General features: G+C 26.5%; 24 protein-coding genes and 1 rRNA gene. 24 read left to right on the forward strand and 1 reads right to left on the reverse strand.

Annotated features, from left to right (window positions below):
* From U744_RS0101800 to U744_RS04820, 14 genes are all read left to right on the forward strand, one after another.
* Positions 1-228, forward strand: a 23S ribosomal RNA gene (locus U744_RS0101800); the annotation flags it as partial.
* A 198-nt stretch (positions 229-426) separates the two neighbouring features.
* A complete protein-coding gene (secY, locus tag U744_RS0101805) occupies positions 427-1845 on the forward strand; it encodes a preprotein translocase subunit SecY (RefSeq protein ID WP_025755388.1) in 1419 nt (472 codons plus the stop codon).
* Positions 1839-2480: an adenylate kinase family protein gene (locus U744_RS0101810; RefSeq protein ID WP_025755389.1), complete on the forward strand. Its 642-nt coding sequence runs from the start codon at positions 1839-1841 to the stop codon at positions 2478-2480. The genes secY and U744_RS0101810 overlap by 7 nt, the downstream gene beginning before the upstream one ends.
* A gap of 42 nt (positions 2481-2522) precedes the next feature.
* Positions 2523-3275 carry a type I methionyl aminopeptidase gene (gene map, locus U744_RS0101815; protein ID WP_036431769.1) on the forward strand — a complete coding sequence of 251 codons (753 nt, stop codon included), beginning with the start codon at positions 2523-2525 and terminating at the stop codon, positions 3273-3275.
* 1 nt (position 3276) lies between these two features.
* Positions 3277-3492 (forward strand): translation initiation factor IF-1, encoded by a 216-nt coding sequence (infA, locus tag U744_RS0101820; protein WP_025755391.1) that lies wholly within the window; start codon positions 3277-3279, stop codon positions 3490-3492.
* Positions 3493-3505: 13 nt separating this feature from the next.
* A complete protein-coding gene (gene rpmJ / locus U744_RS0101825) occupies positions 3506-3619 on the forward strand; it encodes a 50S ribosomal protein L36 (RefSeq protein ID WP_025755392.1) in 114 nt (37 codons plus the stop codon).
* 14 nt (positions 3620-3633) lie between these two features.
* Positions 3634-4020 carry a 30S ribosomal protein S13 gene (gene rpsM / locus U744_RS0101830; RefSeq protein ID WP_025755393.1) on the forward strand — a complete coding sequence of 129 codons (387 nt, stop codon included), beginning with the start codon at positions 3634-3636 and terminating at the stop codon, positions 4018-4020.
* Between the two features lie 2 nt (positions 4021-4022).
* Positions 4023-4412, forward strand: a complete 390-nt coding sequence (rpsK, locus tag U744_RS0101835) for a 30S ribosomal protein S11 (protein WP_025755394.1) — start codon at positions 4023-4025, stop codon at positions 4410-4412.
* 18 nt (positions 4413-4430) lie between these two features.
* Positions 4431-5435: a DNA-directed RNA polymerase subunit alpha gene (locus U744_RS0101840; RefSeq protein ID WP_025755395.1), complete on the forward strand. Its 1005-nt coding sequence runs from the start codon at positions 4431-4433 to the stop codon at positions 5433-5435.
* A 1-nt stretch (position 5436) separates the two neighbouring features.
* Entirely contained in the window at positions 5437-5799 is a 363-nt protein-coding gene (gene rplQ / locus U744_RS0101845; protein WP_025755396.1) for a 50S ribosomal protein L17, read from the forward strand.
* Positions 5800-6025: 226 nt separating this feature from the next.
* Positions 6026-7813, forward strand: a complete 1788-nt coding sequence (locus tag U744_RS0101850) for a Na/Pi cotransporter family protein (protein WP_025755397.1) — start codon at positions 6026-6028, stop codon at positions 7811-7813.
* 65 nt (positions 7814-7878) lie between these two features.
* Positions 7879-8892, forward strand: coding sequence for a potassium channel family protein (locus tag U744_RS0101855; protein WP_025755398.1), 1014 nt, complete (start codon positions 7879-7881; stop codon positions 8890-8892).
* Between the two features lies 1 nt (position 8893).
* Entirely contained in the window at positions 8894-9733 is an 840-nt protein-coding gene (locus tag U744_RS0101860) for a deoxyribonuclease IV (protein ID WP_025755399.1), read from the forward strand.
* 89 nt (positions 9734-9822) lie between these two features.
* The gene (locus U744_RS04820; protein WP_025755400.1) at positions 9823-10314 is read left to right on the forward strand and encodes a hypothetical protein; all 492 of its coding nucleotides are present in this window, start codon (positions 9823-9825) and stop codon (positions 10312-10314) included.
* Between the two features lie 67 nt (positions 10315-10381).
* Here U744_RS04820 and rpmB read toward each other — a convergent pair whose 3' ends face one another.
* Positions 10382-10573 carry a 50S ribosomal protein L28 gene (gene rpmB, locus U744_RS0101870; protein WP_025755401.1) on the reverse strand — a complete coding sequence of 64 codons (192 nt, stop codon included), beginning with the start codon at positions 10571-10573 and terminating at the stop codon, positions 10382-10384.
* 243 nt (positions 10574-10816) lie between these two features.
* Between rpmB and U744_RS04195 the strand changes: the two genes are divergently transcribed.
* The 10 genes from U744_RS04195 to rplW all read left to right on the forward strand — a co-directional run bounded on the left by U744_RS04195 (position 10817) and on the right by rplW (position 19649).
* On the forward strand, positions 10817-12895 hold the full coding sequence (locus U744_RS04195) for a PTS fructose transporter subunit IIABC (RefSeq protein WP_036431772.1): 2079 nt from the start codon (positions 10817-10819) through the stop codon (positions 12893-12895).
* Positions 12896-12898: 3 nt separating this feature from the next.
* Positions 12899-13330: a carbohydrate kinase family protein gene (locus U744_RS04500; RefSeq protein WP_051449493.1), complete on the forward strand. Its 432-nt coding sequence runs from the start codon at positions 12899-12901 to the stop codon at positions 13328-13330.
* Positions 13306-13821 carry a PfkB family carbohydrate kinase gene (locus U744_RS04505; RefSeq protein WP_084644109.1) on the forward strand — a complete coding sequence of 172 codons (516 nt, stop codon included), beginning with the start codon at positions 13306-13308 and terminating at the stop codon, positions 13819-13821. Before U744_RS04500 ends, U744_RS04505 begins: the two co-directional genes overlap by 25 nt.
* A 144-nt stretch (positions 13822-13965) precedes the next feature.
* Positions 13966-15618: an MBL fold metallo-hydrolase RNA specificity domain-containing protein gene (locus U744_RS0101885; RefSeq protein ID WP_025755402.1), complete on the forward strand. Its 1653-nt coding sequence runs from the start codon at positions 13966-13968 to the stop codon at positions 15616-15618.
* A complete protein-coding gene (locus tag U744_RS0101890; RefSeq protein ID WP_025755403.1) occupies positions 15611-16810 on the forward strand; it encodes a hypothetical protein in 1200 nt (399 codons plus the stop codon). The genes U744_RS0101885 and U744_RS0101890 overlap by 8 nt, the downstream gene beginning before the upstream one ends.
* Positions 16811-17158 carry a thioredoxin family protein gene (locus tag U744_RS0101895; protein ID WP_025755404.1) on the forward strand — a complete coding sequence of 116 codons (348 nt, stop codon included), beginning with the start codon at positions 16811-16813 and terminating at the stop codon, positions 17156-17158.
* A 227-nt stretch (positions 17159-17385) separates the two neighbouring features.
* Positions 17386-17706, forward strand: coding sequence for a 30S ribosomal protein S10 (gene rpsJ, locus U744_RS0101900; protein WP_025755405.1), 321 nt, complete (start codon positions 17386-17388; stop codon positions 17704-17706).
* A gap of 10 nt (positions 17707-17716) precedes the next feature.
* The gene (rplC, locus tag U744_RS0101905; RefSeq protein ID WP_025755406.1) at positions 17717-18523 is read left to right on the forward strand and encodes a 50S ribosomal protein L3; all 807 of its coding nucleotides are present in this window, start codon (positions 17717-17719) and stop codon (positions 18521-18523) included.
* Positions 18524-18525: 2 nt separating this feature from the next.
* Positions 18526-19188, forward strand: a complete 663-nt coding sequence (rplD, locus tag U744_RS0101910; RefSeq protein ID WP_025755407.1) for a 50S ribosomal protein L4 — start codon at positions 18526-18528, stop codon at positions 19186-19188.
* A complete protein-coding gene (gene rplW / locus U744_RS0101915; protein ID WP_025755408.1) occupies positions 19188-19649 on the forward strand; it encodes a 50S ribosomal protein L23 in 462 nt (153 codons plus the stop codon). Before rplD ends, rplW begins: the two co-directional genes overlap by 1 nt.
* Positions 19650-19751 lie beyond the last annotated feature (102 nt).

Genomic DNA, 19751 nt, shown 5'->3' on the forward strand with positions numbered 1-19751 from the left:
AGAGGACCGGAGTGGACGTACCACTGGTGTTCCAGTTGTTCCGCCAGGAGCATAGCTGGGTAGCTAAGTACGGAAAGGATAACCGCTGAAAGCATCTAAGTGGGAAGCCTCCTCAAAGATAAGTATTCCCTTGAAATTCCTTGTAGACTACGAGGTTGATAGGATGGAAGTGTAAGTGTAGTAATACATTCAGCTGACCATTACTAATAAATTGATAGGTTTAAAAGTTAAGATGAATTCAACAGACATTTTAATAAATTATTAGTTTACTATTCAGTTTTCAAAGTGCATAGCACCACATGGTGCTTTTTTTTTTTTTTTTTAAAAAAAAAAAAAAGATAATCAATTTTAGTTAATAAAAAGCATTTATTTTTGGACTTTTTTTGTATAATTAAAAAGTATTTTAGAAAGGTGAAAAAACCCTTAATGAAAAATATTTTATATCATTTATCTATGTTATTTTACACAGTTAAAAATAACTGAAAAAGTTTTTGAAATTCAAAAGAGATAACAAGAAAGATTTTATATACTTTCTTGCTTTTAGGTATTTTTGTAGTGGGTACCACTATTACTGCACCATTCATTAGATTAACCAATCCAAATTTACTTAATGATCAAAATTCTTTTGTCAGTACTTTAAACTTAATTGGAGGAGGAGGTTTAAGGCAGTTTTCATTGTTTGCGCTTGGTATTAGTCCGTTTATTAATGCATCTCTTATTATGACTATTTTGCAAACTAGAATTTGTCCTCCAATATATAAAATGTCTCAATCAGGACCACATGGTCGAAAAAAAATTAACATCATAACTCGAGCCTTAACTTTTATAATTGCCTATCCACAAGCGGTATTTTTAATGCGTTCACTTACAACTGGAAGAACTCCATTTATTGAAATTGTTCAAGATATAGGTTTTTCTGTTAGTTTATTACAATGATTTATTGTGCCAATGATTTTAACTTCAGCATCATTATTTGCCTTATTTATTTCTGAACAAATTACCAATAAAGGAATTGGGAATGGAACAAGTTTAATTATTTTTGTTGGAGTTTCAGCAAGATTGCCATTTCAATTTCAAAGTGCATTTAATTATTTTGTAGGAGATTTAAAAAATTCAAGTGGAGCTTTAGTTGGAGTGATTAATTTTTTAACTTATATTTTAATTTATATTTTATGTATTGTAGTTTTATCAATTGTTTATAATGCTGAAAGATTGGTTCCAATCCAACAAATTGGAGTTGGTAGAAGTAAAAATATTAAAGAAATGGGTAAATTACCAATTAAAGTCAATCCAGGCGGAATTATGCCAATTATTTTTGCAATGATGGTACTTTCATTTCCGAATATGATTGCTAATTTGCTTCCTGAATCTTCTCCATCAAAGAATTGAATTCTTTTAAACATGCAATTTACTCAACCAATCGGTCTTAGTTTATTAATTGTTATCACTTTTGTGTTTTCAATTATTTTGGGATTGCAACAATCAAGAGTTGATAAAATTGCAGAAGATTTTGCTAAAAATTCAACTTTTATTCCTGGAATTAGACCTGGAGAAGAAACTCAAGATTATTTAATTTCAATTGTTTTTAGATTGAGTTTATTCTCAGCATTTTATTTAGTTATTGTAGCTTCATTTCAATTTATCCAAATTTTAACAGGTATTTTAAATCCAAGTATTTCATTTGGTGGTACTTCACTTATGATTTTAGTATCAGTCTCACTTGAAACAGTAGCACAACTATTTGCTCGCCATAAATCAAGTAAGCTTTCAAAAGCTAAACTTAATTCAATTATTTATCTTAATAGTGATGATGAAAATGAAAAATCAAAAGGATTATTATGATAAACAAAAATTTAATTTTCATGGGCCAACCTGGTGTTGGAAAGGGGACTGTTGCAAATTTGATTACTAAATTAAGTTCTTTAAAACACATTTCAACTGGAAATATTTTTCGTGAAGAAATTGCAAATCAAAGTCCCTTAGGTAAAGAAGTTGAAAGAATTGTAACTACTGGTGGATATGTTCCTGATGAAATAACTAATTTAATTGTAAAAAATGCTATTGAACAATTACAATCTCAAAATCAAAATTTTATTTTAGATGGATATCCACGAACTCTTAAACAAGCTAAATTTTTAAATACTCTTAAAGATCTAAATTTTGTTGTAGTTGAATTAAAAGCTTCTGAAGAAATTATTTTAGAACGTCTTAGTGGAAGAAGATATTGTCCTAAATGCAAAACAGGATATCACATTAAATTTCAACCTCCAAAAATTCCTAATTTGTGCAATTATGATAATAATTTATTAATTATTCGTAAGGATGATGAAGAACAAGCTATTAAGTTAAGATTGAATTTATATAATGAACAAACTAAGCCTTTAATTGAGTATTATAAACAACAAGGAAATTTAATTCAGTTAAATTCAGTTGATAATCCTGAAGTAATAGCTAGAAAAATTCTTGAAAAAATTCAATAAAATGATAAAATGAATATACTTTTTAAAAGTATATTTTTTTATATGAAGAAATCATTAATTAAAACAAGAAGTGAAATTTATAAAATTACAAAAAGTTGTCAAATCTTGGCAGAAGTCAAGCAAATTATTTATGACTTTGTAAGACCAGGTGTTTCATTAAAAGAAATTGATCAATTAGCTTTTAATGAAATAAATAAAAGGGGAGCTATACCTGCCTTTCTCGGACTTTATGGTTTTCCCGCTACAGCCTGCATATCTGTAAATGATGAATTGATCCATGGTATTCCAAGTAATTATGTACTTAGAGATGGGGATTTACTTAGTGTAGATCTTGGATGCAAATGAAAGGGATATCACTCAGATAGTGCTTTTACAATGGGTGTTGGAAATATTTCACCTGAAAATCAAAAATTAATTGATGTAGCTCAAAATGCTTTTAAGGCAGGACTAAAAGCAATTAAAAAAGGAGCTCGTATTGGTGATATTTCACATGCAATTGGAAGTTATATCAAAAAAGAGGGTTTTTATACTCCAGAAGAATTTTGTGGACATGGAATTGGAAAAGATCTACATGAAGAACCAAATGTTCCAAATGATGGACAAAAAGGTACTGGAATGTTACTTCATGATGGAATGGTAATATGTATTGAACCAATGATTACCCAAACTCCACATATCAAAACGTTAAAAGATGGATGAACAATTGTTTCAAGTGACAAAAGCAACACATCCCACTATGAACACACTGTTTTAATTAAAAATGGACGTGGAATAGTCTTAACGAAAGGAATTTAATTTGGCAAAAGATGCTATCAAATTTAAAGCTGTGGTTAAAGAAGCTTATTCATCTGATTTATATTCAGTTGAATTAGAAAATGGAATCACAATTAAAGCTCATATTTCAGGTAAAATGAGAGTTAATCACATTCGTATTTTACCAGGCGATACAGTTGATGTGGAAGTTAGTCCTTATGATTTAACTCAAGGACGAATTACATATCGTCACAAATAAAAGGAGATAACAAATGAAAGTTAGAGCAAGTGTTAAAACAATGTGCAAAGACTGTAAAATTATTAAGCGTAAAGGTATTATTCGTGTTATTTGTATTAATCCAAAACACAAACAAAGACAGGGTTAGAAAGGAAATAAATAATGGCAAGAATTTTAAATGTTGAAATTCCAAATGATAAGCGTGTAGTTATCTCACTTACTTACATTTATGGAATTGGAAAAACAACTGCACAAAAAATTTGTGAAAAAGCAAATATTAATGTTAATGAACGTGTCAAAAACCTTACAGAACAACAACTAATTACAATTAGAGAAGCTGCAACCAAATATTTAAATGAAGCTAATTTAAAAGTTGAAGGTGATCTTAGAAGAGAAGTTACTTTAGATATTAAACGTTTAATGGAAATTAAATGTTATCGTGGAATTAGACACAGAAAAGGACTTCCAGTACGTGGACAATCAACTCAAAAAAATGCACGTACTCGTAAAGGTCCAAGAAAAACTGTAGCTGGAAAGAAAGGTAAATAATAATGGCTCGTAAAAGTAAGAAAAAAAATATCACAACAGCTATTGCACATATTCATTCAACAAATAACAACACTATTATTACCTTTTCAGATGAAAAAGGAGATGTAATTGCATGAAGTAGTGCAGGAGCAATTGGATACAAAGGAACTAAAAAGAAAACCCCTTATGCAGCAGGACTTGCAGCAGCAGCAGCAGCAGAAGGTGCAAAAGAGCATGGTGTAAAATCAGTTAAAGTTGAACTTAAAGGTCTTGGATCAGGAAAAGATGCAGCAAGAAAACAAATTGAAGTTTCAGGAATTACAGTAACTGAAATTAAAGATGTCACTCCAGTACCTCATAATGGTACTAGACCACCAAAACGTGTGTTAAAACGTGAACGCGCTAAAAAATAGTTTCAAATTGAGGTAAACATGGAAAAAATGAAAAAACTAGAGTACCTACAAAAAACATCAACAAATAATGAAAGCGAATTTAACACTACATATCAAATTAAACCACTTGAAAGAGGTTTTGGAAACACATTAGGGGTTGCACTTAGAAGAATTTTGCTATCAAATATTACTTCAATTGCTCCTTTTTGTGTAAAAATTGAAGGTGTTGAACATGAATTTCAAATTATCAAAGATGTTGTTGAAGATGTACCAAGTTTGCTAATGAATTTAAGAAAAGTTCGTTTTAATTATCTTCCTGACATTCTTTCAGAAGATGATATTGTTAAAGCAGAACTTGTCGTTGAATCAACTGGAAAAATTCATGCTGAATCAGTTAAAGTAGTAAGTCATCCAAAAATTGAAGTGGTTGATCCAACCATTGAAATTGCAACTGTTCAAGCTAAAAATGCTTTAAAATTAGAAATTTTTCTTCGAGCAGGTAGAGGTTTTGCTTCTTTTGAAGAAAATAAACTTTTAGTTAATAGAATTGAAGATCAATTACAATCAAATATTAAAAAAGGTAAATTTATTGCTGTTGATTCAAACTTTTCACCAGTTGAAAAAGTTAATTATTTTGTTAGAGAATTAAATTCAGTTTCATCACAAATTGAAGAAGAACTCGAATTTACTGTTAAAACAGATGGAACTGTACTTCCTAAAGAAGCAATTAAACAAGCAGCAGAAATTTTAATTGGACATTTCTCAGTTATTGGAGAAGTTGATAAAGTTGATGTTAATATTTTTAAAGAAGAGCAAAAACAAGAAGAAGTAGTTCAAGAACCTGAAATTGATATCAATCAAATTAATTTATCAGTACGTTCACTTAATGCTCTTAAAAAGATTAAGAAAACTAAATTAAGCGAAGTTGCTAAAATGACTTATGAAGAATTAGAACAAACAAAAAACTTAGGTAAAAAATCGCTTGAAGAAATCATTGAAAAATTACATGAATATGGTTTCTCATTAAAAGAGGGGGATGAGTAATATGGCAAATCCAACACAAATTTATTCACGTGACACAAAATGAAGAAAAGGTGTAATGCGTTCACTTGTAAGTGAACTTATTATTAATGGCAGAATTCAAACAACTTTAACTAGAGCTAAAGAATTAAGAAGACACACTGAAAAAATGATCACTAAAGCAAAAAATCCTACATTGGCAAATCGTAGAGCAGCTGCTGGATATTTACGTGATATTAAAAACAAAGACAATCAAAGCGCATTAAAAGTGTTATTTGATCAGGTGGCATTAAAATATACTGAACGCAATGGAGGATATACAAGAATTATTAAACTTCCAAGACGTTTAGGTGATGCAACTAGAATGGCTATTATTGAACTTGTTTAATTTTTAAGATAATATAAAAGTTCAAATTGTAAGATTATTTAGTAATTTTATAATTTGAGCTTTTTTATTTTTATTAAACTAAAAAATTTAATTTTTTTACTATAATAATGAAGTTATAACTAATTTTATTATTATTTTGATAATTGTATTTATATTGAAATTAATAATATAACAAAAATAAAAAGGGATGAAAAAACTAAGTATAATTTAGTATTTTTAGTAAACAATGTTAACATCACTATTTTCAAAAAATCAAGTATCATCAATTCAAAGTGGATCATCTTTGGCAACAACTATTTTATTTGCGATTGCAGGACTTGCACTTTTTATTTATTCAACAAAAACACTTTCAACATCACTTAAAACAATTGGTGATGTGAAATTTAATAAAATCATGAAATTTATTAGTAAAAATAGGTTTATCGCTATGCTTATTGGAATGTTAGTAACTACTATGATTCAGTCTTCAGATGGAGCAGTTGCTCTTATTATGGGCCTACTTGCAGCAAGATTAATTAATTTAAGAATTGCTATTGCTTTTTTACTTGGAGCAAATATTGGAACAGCAACAACCTCAATTGTTGTGGCACTTGAACCTTCAGTTGGTTTTACACAGTATTTTATTTTATTGTTGTTTATTGGTGTTTTTGGATTTTTAATTACCAAAAAAATTAAATGACAAACTATTTTTATGATTATTTTTTCAATTGGTTTAATTTTCTTTTCATTAAAACTTTTATCTAGTCAATCTAAACAATTAATTAAACAAGATTTTTTTAGAGATATTTTAGTAGTAATGGGCAAGAATCCTTGAAGTGCTTTTTTAATTTCATTTTTATTTACTGGAATTTTACAATCTTCAAGTGCTACTGTCACTCTTTATCAGACTTTATTTAGTGCTGGAGAAAGTGCACTCAAACTTAATTCAGCACTTGGTCTAGTGCTTGGGGCTAATGTAGGAACTACTATTACTGGATTAATTGTATCATTTGCTTCAAATAATAGTAATTCAAAAAAAATAGCTATAATTTGGGGCATCACTAATTTTTCAATATCATTTATCTTACTTCCATTTTTATATCCATTATCATGATATTCAGATTTTGTTAAATTAATTATTCCAGATTCTAATCCAGATATTAAATCATTTCAACTTTCAGTAGGACACCTTTTATTTAATATTATTTTAGTATCAATTTTTATCTGACTTATTTCTTATTTAGAAAAATTTGTTAATTTTATTGTTAAAGGTAAATCAAAAATTGATAAAGAATTTGAAATTATTTTACCTGATGAATTAATTAAAGAAAATACTTATTTATCGCTTCAAGCAGTTAAAAAAGCAATTTACACATTATCTATTATTTCTACAGAGGGATTGCAAATTATTGCAAATTATTTAAAAACAGGAAATAATAAGATTTTAAACCGTTATAATGAACTTGAAAGAATTGTTGACAATACACGCACTGATATTTATAATTATTTAGTTAAAATTAGCGCTAATAATTTATCAAAAGAAGAAGCACAACTTCATCTTTCTTTAATTCTATCTTCTCGCTCAATTGATAAGGTTATGAATTTGGGTTTGAAAGTTATTAAAGAATTTGAAAAAGTTTTTAATTCTAAAAAAGAACTTTTTTTTAATGTTGATTCAGAGTTAATTAATGAAACAAGAGAAATATTATCTCTTTTAAGAATGATGATTAAAAAAGTAACCACTCAAATTGATAAGCATAATATTAAAGAAAGTAGAGCGATTAAAAAAATTAATAACAATATTGAAGCGTTATCGCATGATTTCTTGAAGATTAATTTGCAGCGACTTAAAAATGAACAATCACAAAAACTTCAATTGAAAAAAGGTTTTGATTTTGATTTAGTTTTACGTTCATTAGAAAGAATTAGTCATCATTGCATGAGAATTGATGACTACATTGCTAATACTAGATTTAAATTATCTAAAATGAATCAAAAAGAAAGTAAAGAATTTGCTTTAATTCATGAAGAATAATTTTAAATTAATTTTAAAATTTAATTTGCAAAGTTTTTAATGTTCAATGTGATATTATTTGTTATATGCTTAAATTAAATAACAATAAAAATTTTTTAAAAGAAACACTAAAAAAACTTAGCTTAATAGTATGAGTTAATTATGATATTAGTTCGCTTACAGATAAAGAAACTAGAGAAATAAAATTTTGACGATATGTTTATAGTACAATAATTATTTTTGCTTGTTTAATTTCATTTGCAAATGTATTTATACCTACTGGAAGTGAAGTTTCACTATCAGTTAAAACAATTATAACAATTGGACAAATACCTGTTATATTTATTTTTAGTGCTGATTTTATTTTACACTTAATTACATATCAATTTCATTATCAAAAAAATAGTAAAAGCTATTTAACTGGATTGAGGTTTTTAATAACATATCATTCAATTGTAATAATTTTATGTATTCTAGCATCAATTAATTTAATTGGATTATTTGTTAATTTAGAAAAAATAAATCAAAAATTTTTAAGTTTTTTAACTGGGTTTTCAATAGTAAGAATTTTGAGATTATTTTTAGTTTTACAAGTATTTGCACCTTTTAAAATTATTTTTTTAGTTTGTAAATCGCAACAAAAGGTATTAATTAATGTTTTTTTTATTGTGTTAGTGATTATCTTTTTATTTGCTTTAGTAATTTGAAATACAGAAATTAGTTTTTTTAATCAAAAACAACAAGAATTTACAAATAAATTTTTACAACAATTTCCAAACGCAAAAGGATATATTCAAGGAAAAACTTATAATATACTACAACATTATAGTATTGAACAATTAAAATGATTAGGATTTAATTATCCAGAAATACCAAGCAATGCTGTTTCCAATTTTTGAGATTCATTATATTTTACAACCATTACATTAACAACAATTGGGTATGGAGATTTTTCTGCACAATCAGTTACTGCTAAAATGTTAGTAATTATTATCTCAATTATGGGAATTGCTGTTATTGCAATTCCTTCTGCAGTTATTGCTGGAGCTTTTTTACAGCATTTACAAAGTCACATTAATAAAAATCAAATTAAGGAGTAAAATGATTAAGCTTGGATCACATATTTCATTTAAAAAGCCTGGTTATTTAGTTGGTGCAGTAGGGGAATCACTTTCAAATGGTGCAAATACATTGATGATTTATTTAGGAGCTCCACAAACTACATTACGAGTAAATGTTGAACATTATCAGCTTAAAAGATATGAAGAATTATTTCAAAATTATATCCCTAAAGAAGATATTATTGTCCATGCTCCTTACATTGTTAATCCTGCTAACCCTGAAAAAGCAGATTTTTCATGTGATTTTTTAATTCAAGAAATAGAGCGAATGAATTACATAGGAGCAAAATATTTAGTATTACACCCTGGAGCGTATACTACTTACTCACCTCAAGAAGCACTTGATACTCTAGTTGATAGTTTAAAATATATCATTAGTAAAACTAAAGATGTAATTATTTGTATTGAAACTATGAGTGGTAAAGGAAGTGAAATAGGAATTAATTTCGAACAAATAAAGTATGTTTTAAGTTGAGTTAATTCTCCAAGATTAGCTGTATGTCTTGATACATGTCACATGTGAGATTCTGGATATGATTTAAAAAACTATCAGTTATTCAAAAATAAACTAAAGGAGTTAGATCTTTTAAAAGATGTTAAAGTAATTCATTTAAATGATTCAAAAAATGAACTTAATTCCCATAAAGACAGACACGCAAATATTAATCAGGGATTTATTGGATATGAAACTTTAAAAAAATTTGTTTATGATCCTGATTTTGATAATATTCCAATTATTCTGGAAACTCCATGAACTGAAAATGGACCAATTTACAAACAAGAAATTGCTTGACTTTTAGATAAAAAATCAATTGAATAAAATTTATATTTTTAGTGTATAATTATTAAAAGTTTGTTTTTGTGAAAAATAATAAAACTTTAATCAAGAATGAATTTAAGGATGTAAAGATGAAAGAAACCAAGGAAATTGTAGAATTATATACTCGAAAAAGAAAAGCGTTTATTCTTAATGATCATACAAGAAAAGAATTAATTAAAAAGTTAAGTATGTGAATTTATGTTTCAAGGTTTTCTAACAAAAAAACTACTGAGCAAGATTTACAAGAACTTAAAGTTGAAGCACCTATTGTACATGTGATCCCTCAAGTTCAAGACACTCCTCAAATGGCAGCTATGAATCAAACAAATTCAACAGCTGTAATGATGCAACCCACACCAGTTGAGCAAGTAATAACTTCAACAGTTGCTGTGTCAACTAAAAAAAGTAAAATCTGGAGAATTATTTATATAACTTTAATCATTATATTTATTATTATATGTGCAATTGCAATTGCTTATATTTGTGATTTCTTTATTTTTAAAGATACCCACCAAGATGGTAGGTTATGAACTAGTGCTCAGAGATATCATGGTATTTTTGGATTTTATTTTAAGAAATAATTTTTAATTTAATAAAAAAACAGTTGATCAGACTGTTTTTTTATTATTTTTTAATATTATTATAAATTTATGCTAAACCTTTTAATTTAAGAGTTTTAATAGTTTTAGCTGAAACTCTAAGAGTTTTTTTCTCTCCAGCAATAACAACTCTAATTTTTTGTAAATTTACATTAAACTTACGTTTTGAAGCGTTCATTGCATGCGAACGTTTGTTACCAGATTGAGGGCCTTTACCGGTTAAAGCGTCTCTTCTTGCCATGTTATTCCTTTCTATCTAGATATTATATAGTTAATATAAATAAGCAAAACAATTATAGCAAAATTAAAAAAATAAAAAACAATAAAATAAATCATTTAATAGTTAAATTCAAACTGTTTAAAAAATTAAGTAATATTTATAATTTTTACCATAAATTATTGCATTTTATATATAATACAATTAAACTTGTTTTTTATAACTAAAAAAACAAGTTATATTTATTGTAAAAGAAAGGAAAATTAAATGAACTTAAAAAATTTTTTTAGTGAAAAAGATACTATTTATTTAAATGAAATTTTTAAGTCTAAAAGTGATGTGCTTAATTTTTTTTCTAATGAACTAGTTAAAAAAGGTTATGGAAAAAATCAAAAACAATTGTACGAACTTTTTATTGAACGCGAAAACCAAAGTTCAACTGGAATTGGAGAAGGAATTGCAATTCCACATTTAAATAGCTCATTAATGCAAAAAGGAGTTTTACTTTTTGCTAAAGTAAATAATTTAAACTGAAATTCAATTGATAACCAACCAGTTAAATATGTATTTGGAATAGCGTTTTCAAATCACGAAAGAGAAAACGCACATTTAAAAGTTATTTCTAAATTATCACAATTACTTGTAAATGAAAATTTCAAAAAAGAACTAGATTTAGTTTTAGATGCGGATTCATTTTTACAATTAATTGAAAAATATGAAAATAAAAATACAAAAAATTCTAAAATCAATTTAGAAACAACATATGATATTGTAGCAGTAACTTCATGCCCAACTGGAATTGCGCATACTTATTTAGCTAAAGAAAGCTTGGAAAAACAAGCTTTAAAAATGAATTTAAATATTAAAGTTGAAACTCAAGGAGCAGATGGAATAACTAATACATTAACAAATGAAGAAATTAAATCAGCTAAAGGAGTTATTTTAGCAATTGATCGTGAAATTGAAAAAAATCGATTTGTTAATTCTTCTAATGTACTAGAAATTTCAACTCAAAAAGCAATTCACAAACCTGAAGAGCAAATTAAAAAAATTTTAAATAATCAAGGAAATAAAATTGAATCATCAAATTATTCAAATAATTTAGAGTTAAACACATCTGAAGAAATTGGATTTAATAATTTTGGTAAAAAAATGTATAGATCCCTCATGACAGGAATTTCACATATGCTTCCATTTGTTGTTTTTGGAGGAATTTTAATTGCACTTGGTTTTATTATTGATATCATTATTGGTCTTAGCAATGGCCAAGAAATTAATTCAAAAGATTTTTTGGCAAATTTTGGATTTAATCATTCTGTTTCAAATTTAATTTTTAATATTGGTAAAATTGGTTTAGGACTTATGGTTCCTATTTTATCAGCATATATTGCTTTTTCACTAGTAGGACGACAAGGTCTTTTACCTGGATTTGTTGTAGGTGCAATTGCTAGTGGACAACTTTCAGGAACCTATGGATTTCTAACTGGTGCAATTCAAAATTCTGGAATTGCTGATGCTGGCAAATTTTTAGGAACAGGATCAGGATTTATTGGAGGAATTTTAGGAGCTTTTTTTGCTGCAGCAATGATTATTGTATTTCAAAAATATATTTTTGGAAGAACTCCAAAGACTCTTCAAGGGATTAAAAACATTTTATTTATTCCATTGTTTGGTACCTTGACAATTGCACTAGTATTTTGAGCTGTTAACATTGTGTTAATTTTTGTAAATTTAGGACTTGTTTTATTTTTACAACTTTTTCAAGATAAACCTTATTTAGCATGATTACTTGGACTTATTTTGGGAGCAATGATGGCAATTGATTTAGGTGGTCCAATTAACAAGGCTGCTTATATTTTTGGAATATTAACTATTTCAAATGGAACTTCTTCTATTGCAATGGCAGCAATAATGGCAGCAGGAATGGTTCCTCCTCTTGGAATTTCATTGTCAATGTTTATTCATAGAAAATTGTGAACTAAAGAGGAAATTGAAGCTGGAAAAATTTCAAATATTGTTTTTGGACTTTCATTTATTTCTGAAGGAGCAATTCCTTACACTTCAAGAAGACCTAAAATTTTAATTCCGGCAAATATAGCAGGTGGAGCTATTGCAGGAATTATTTCATCTTTACTTGGAGTTAATATAATTGCTCCTCATGGTGGATTATTTGTATCATTTTTAGCTCGCACTAATTTATTTGATAATTTGAGTTTACAAATTGGATTTGGAATTTTATTTTGAATTGGAGCTATTTTAGTTGGTGCAATCGTACAAATGTTAGTTACTTATTTTTTAAGTATTTACTATTCTAAACAAGAATCTAAAGTAAATGAAAACAATTAATTGATGAAATTTTTAACTATTACATTAGCTCCTTCGCTTGATTGCTATTTTTCTTGTGAAACATTAAATTTAAATAAAACTAATCGTTATGATTTATCTCAATTGTTTCCCGGAGGGAAAGGAATTAATGCTTCACTAGCTCTTGCTAGACATAATTTTGAAACAAAAGCTATTAGTTTTTTTGATCAATTAAGTTACAAAAAATTTGAAAATTTTTTTAAACAAGAAAAAATTTCTTTTGTTAATATAAATTCAAAAGAATCAACACGAATTAATTTCAAATGCAATCAAAACAATCCTTATAATTTCAATTTTGAGTTAAATGGACCAATTTCTATTATTTCAAATAGCCAAGAATATCAATTATTTAATGAACTTAAAGAATTAACTTCTAATGATTTTGTGTGCTTATGGGACGTGGACCTGAGGAATTAATGTTGAAAATTATTAAATTTCTAAATTTAAAGAAAATTCTTTTTGCTTTAGATGTTGATTCACCAAATTTAAAAAAATTTTTAAAGTATAAACCATTTGCTATTAAACCAAACCGTTATGAACTTGAAACTAATTTTAATTTAATAATTAAAAATCAAACTGATTTACTTTATGCAATGAAAAAAGTAAAACAACTTGGTGTTAAAAATTTAATTGTTTCACTTGATAAAGATGGATCATATCTTTTAGATGAAAACAATCATTTTTACCAAGCACATCCAATTGAATCAATTGATGTTATTTCAGCTGTAGGCGCAGGGGATACTTTAATATCAATTTTTTGCGCCAAATATTTGCAAACTTTAGATTATTCAAGTTCATTTAAATATGCAAATGCAGCTGCAATGGCAACAGTTAGTTCATCTACAATTGCTCAAATTAAAGATACAAATAAATTACAAAATAATGTTTTAGTTACTAAATTTAATTAAGTAAATTGAATCTAACCTTATGTTTAGTCATAAGGTTTTTTTATTTTTTAGAGCAAATATAAAAAATAGTTTCTTTGTTATAATTTAATAAATTTAATGAACTTTATTTTCAATTAATCATATTATCTATATCTAAGGAGGACTATGGAAGAAATTAATATTTTTGCTCTTGGTGGTCAAGATGAAAATGGAAAAAATTGTTATGTTTTTGAGTACAATTCAGATATTTTTATAATCAATAGCGGAGTTAAAGTTCCAATTAATACTCAAAATGGAGTTGATGGAATTATTCCGGATTTTAGTTATTTAGAAAAATTTAAAAAACATATTAAAGGAATTTTTATTACTGATATTAAAAATGAAAGTTTTAGTGCCTTGCCATGATTAATTATGAAAATTCCAGGTATTAAAATTTACACTAGTGCTTTTAATAAAATTATTATTATTGATCGTTTGCAAAAATATAAAATCAACTCCAGTGATTATAAAATTGAAGTAATTAATTCACCTGTTAAATTTGAGAGTTTGACTGTTCATCCAATTAAATTAGCTTGAAGTATTCCATTTTCACTTGGATATAATTTTGAAACTTTAACTGGAAACTATTTATTTATGTTCAATTTTATTGAAGGTGAAATAAAATATTATGGAAAAACAAATTTTCAAGAACTTAAGGAATTTTTTAGTGAAAAACCAATTAATGCTATTATTTGTGATTCTGGGAAAAGTAATTTTTCAGGTCGAGCAATTGATCGCTTAGGACTTCCAGAGCATATTGAAGAAGCGATTTTAAAAACTAACCCAAATAGTAGAATTGTAATTGGCGCATATGATGAAGATATGCTTCAGTTACAAGAAATTTTTAATATTGCTTTAAAAACTAATCGTCCTGTTTGTGCATATGGAAAAACTTATGGACAACTTTTACATTTACTCACTAAAGTCTCCCCTGATTTACAATTACCAAAATTAATTGATTATCGTATGATAAATAAACATGAAAATGTTATTGTTTTAGTTACTGGATCAGTTGAAAGGTTATTTTTAAGATTTGTAAGAATAACAAGTAAAAAAGATGTTTATTTAAAACTTAAAAAAACTGATACGGTGATTATGATGGCTCATCCAATTAATGGACTTGAATCACTTGCAGCAGCAACTTTAGATGAAATTGCTAAAATTAGCCCAAGAATTTTTAATATTAGTGAAGGTAATTTTTTTGTTCATCATCCAAGTAAAGAAGATATTTACAATCTTGTTAGTCATCTTAGACCTAAATATTTTATTCCTGCACAAGGACTATATCGTTACTTGGTTGATGTAGCCAATTATATCAATGAAGATAAACAACTTTCAAAACATACAAAAACTTTAATGCTCTTAAATGGAAAAATAGCCCATTTTATTGATGATAAATTATTTTCTCAAAATGGAAAAATATCACAAATTGGTGATGTAATTATTGATGGATTTGGAATTGGAGATATTTCATCAGAAGTTATTTCTGAACGTGATTCTCTTGGTAGAGAAGGAGTTATTATCATTAATTTTTTATACAACTCTAAAACTCAAAAAATAGCTTCAGAAATGCATATTGAATATGTAGGAGTAATTGATGAAAGTGATAAAGATTATCTAGATGATATTATTTTCAATATCATTATTGATAATTTAGAAAATCATGAATTTTTAAATCTTAAAGATTTTAATGAAAAATTAAGAAAAATTATTCGAAAAAAAATTTATAAATTAACTGAAAAAGATCCAATGGTGATTATAGGAATTAATAATGCTTAAAAAAAATAAATATAAAGCAAATATTAGAAAAAAAGATCTTGTTAAATTTTTAAAACTTAGATTAATTGAAGAATTACCAATGCATTGACAAAATAATTTCAAAAAAATAAATATTTGATTTTTAATAGCTATTTTAGTTGTTGCAGCATTTATTTTTATGACTACTATTTTAGTAATGACTTTAAAAGTTAAATGATTAACTTTATTGTATAAGTTTTTTATTAATATTCCATTAGGAAATTTAGCTTTTGTAATTCCTTTTTTTCTTTTAGCTTGATTTGGTTTACTTTTAAGTGAAAAATGATTACATAATAAAGCAATTACATGATTTGTTAAAACTCAAAAAATTAATTTCACTACTTTTAAAATAGCCATACAAAAATTTCTTGCACTTTTTTTTATTGCTTTTGCTTTGTTTGATCATATAATAGTTTATTTTGTTAATCAAACTTATCAAAATTTTGAATTTCAGTATCACAACGGAAAATATTTATTTTTAAATGGATTTTGAAAAAATAGTGCTTTAATGTCAAGCGATGAAATTTCATTTAATCATATTGGTTTTATATTAGAGTTTTGTTTTAATATGATCTATTATATTGGTTTTAGTTCAGTAGTGCCAGTTATTTTTTTAATTTTGCTTTTAGTTTTTATTTTTTTGGAATTGTATTTTTTATCATTTTTAAAAAAACCAATTACTAAATTACGTAAATTTTCAATTAATGAATATATTCAAAAAATTACCAATAAAAATACCATTTTAATTGATACAGTTGATAGTTTATTTTATTTGGATTTTTTATTTTCAGCTGCAAGATTTTATAAAATTTCTTATCAGCATTTGTTTTTTTCAGAATTAGAAAAGGAAATTTTTTATAGAATTAAAAACAAAAATGAAATTAAAAAAATTATTAAATTAATTACCTACAAAGAAAATTTAAATTCATTAAACACTAATGAAGTTAAAATTGATAACAATTTATTAAAATTGAATAACACCAATAATTTAAATGTGAAATATAGTAAAAATGAAAATATGTTTAAAACAACAGAATTTGATTTAAATTTAGTTTATCAAAATAACAAAATTAAAAAAAATAATTCACAGTTAGATGATATCTCTGAAGCAAATGCAAAAGTAAACGATCAACAAATGTGAGATGAAATTTCCCCAATTTGGAGTGATAAATAAATGAAACAAACTCTTTGAAAAGATGTTCAGCAAGTTTTAAACAATAATAAAAAACACAACATTATTTTTTTATTTTTTAGCACACCTAATTGTGTTGAAAGTAAAATGATGCGAACAATAATTAAAAATTTAATACAAAAATATAAACTAGTTAAAAGCATTCGTTTTTTTGAAATTGATGCCTTAGAATCAGGAATTTATAAAAATCCACTTAATAAATGAAGAGTAATTATTTCTCCTACATTTATTTTAGTTCAAAATGATGAAATTTTTGAACGTGGATATAATTATATTCCTGAAGAAGTTTTGGTTGAGTGAATTGAAAAAAGGCTTTCAGTTAGCAAGTAGATTAAGCTTTATAATAGATTAATTTTTTTAAAAAAACTATGATACACAAAGAAATGGGGTATTTTTTAAAAAACCCATTTTTTTGTTTCTGTTTTTTAAAAAAATACCTATAATAGAAAAGCAACTATAACAATGATCTATAAGGTTGCTAATTGTCCAAAAGTTGTCAAGGGATGATTAGGTTTTTATAGTTAGTTAAGTTCAAAAAAGAACAAAGGAGACAACAAATGAATAAATTACAGATCAAGGTTAAAGGATTTGATCATGCTCTAGTTGATAGCACAGCAAAAAAAGTTTATGAAACTGCAAAGACTGTTAAAGCTAAAGTAAGTGGACCAATTCCACTTCCAACAAAAAGAGATGAAATTACAATTCTTAGATCAGTTCATGTTAATAAAAAATCTCGTGAACAATTTGAAAGCAGAACTCACCAAAGACTTTTAGTGGTACAATCAAATTCTGCTGAATTTAATGACAAACTTAAAAGACTTGAAATTCCTCAAGGAGTTGCAATTCAAATTAAACTTGTTGAAATTCCAAAAAAATAAGGAGTAAAAAATGAAAGGAATCTTAGGACGTAAAGTTGGAATGACTCAAATTTACACTGATAAAGGAAGTTCAATTCCTGTCACTGTAGTTGAAGTTCAACCAAATGTTGTATCAAAAGTTTTAACTGTTGAAAAAAATGGTTATGTAGCAACACAATTAGCTACTTTTGATAAAAAGGCTTCTCGTGTTAACAAACCAGATGCTGGACAATTTATAAAAGCCAATACAACACCTAAGCGCTACATAAAAGAAATTCGTAACATGTCAGGTTATGAATATGGACAAGTAATATCAGCTGATATTTTTAAATCTGGAGAATTAGTTGATATTACAGGTGTTTCAAAAGGTAAGGGATTTGCAGGAGCAATTAAAAGACACAATCAACACATTGGTCCTAAATCTCATGGTGGTGGAGGAGGTAGTCAGCCTGTTAGACAAACTGGATCTCTTGGAGATATTTCAGGGAATCGTGTTTATAAAGGTATGACAATGCCTGGACATTTAGGAAATGTAAAAACCACAATTCAAAACTTAGAAATTATTAAAATTGACGCAACAAATAACTATTTATTAGTTAAAGGATCTATTCCAGGTCCTAAAAAATCACTTGTTATTATTAAGGAAGCAATTAAAGGTCTTCCAAATAAAGAAGCTACAACACTTGTTAACATTAAAGATGTTTTACTTATGAATGAATTAGTTGAAAAAGCTAAAAAATACCATGTTGAAGTTACTGTTGGGATGAATGTAGAAGAACTTTCAAAATTAATTGAAGAAGCTGAAGAAAAAGCAAAAGTAAAAGTAGGAGAAAAATAATTATGGCTCAAAAAACCAAAGTTAAAGATACTTCTTCTAAAGTTGTTACAATTAAAGATAAAAAAATAACTAAAGTTCAATTTAATGCAACTTTACCTAAAGAATTGTTTGCAAGTGAAAAAATTTATGAACAAGCAGTTTTTGACACAATTTTATCAGAAAGAGCTTCAAGAAGACAAGGTACTCATCAAGTAAAAAATCGTGCTGAAGTTTCAGGTTCAGGGAAAAAACCATGAAGACAAAAAGGAACTGGGAGAGCACGTCATAGTTCAACACGTTCACCTATTTGAGTTGGTGGAGGTAGGGCATTTGGACCTCAATCTGAAAAAAACTACTCTCTTAAAGTTAACAAAAAAGTTAGATATAATGCTTTCATATCAGCACTTACATTACTTGCAAAAGACAAATCTATTTTGGTTGATGACTTACAACTTGAAAAAATTTCAACTAAAGAACTTAATGAAAAACTTACAAACTTTAAAATCAATAATCTAAAACATATTTTGGTTGTTACTGAAGATTTAACAGTTTTCAAATCAGCTCAAAATTTATCAAATGTTCAAACATCAAAAGCAAATTCACTTAGTGTTGAAGAGTTAATTGGTGCAGATGTGATGATTATCTCACATAAAAGTTTAAAAATTTTAGAAGGGATGGCTAAATAATGGAATTAACAAATGTTATTAAAGCTCCCGTTTTAACAGAAAAAACTTATCAACAAATGAGTAATGGTGTGTATACATTTAAAGTTGATTATCACGCAAATAAATATCAAATTGCACAAGTTGTTCAACTTATTTTTAAAGTAAAGGTTGAAAAAGTTAATACAATTAAAGTTGAAAAAAAACCAAAAAGTGTTGGACGTTTTCATGGATTTACTAATAGATATAAAAAAGCTATTATTACTTTAGCTCCAGGTTATGAAATTAATTTATTCCCTAACGAAGAAGCTAAAGAAAAAGAAGAAAAAAACAAATCTGAAGCAAACAAAGAAGCTAAGAAAACATTAGCTTCAGATATTGAAAAACGTGTTGCAGCAAAATTAGCCAACAAAAAACAACAAACACCTTCAACACAAAAAGTTGTTAAAAATAAAACAACTCATAGAAAAGTAGGTGGGGAATAATTTTTAAGTTTAAAAAACACAATTTATTTAGTAATCGCGGAAATTTTTAAATATTGCTTAGAAGAAATAAGCCGCAACTATTTTTAAGCAAAGGAGATTTGA

It is taken from the genome of Mycoplasmopsis cricetuli ATCC 35279 (assembly GCF_000526955.1).
Lineage (GTDB): Bacteria > Bacillota_I > Bacilli_A > Mycoplasmatales > Metamycoplasmataceae > Mycoplasmopsis > Mycoplasmopsis cricetuli.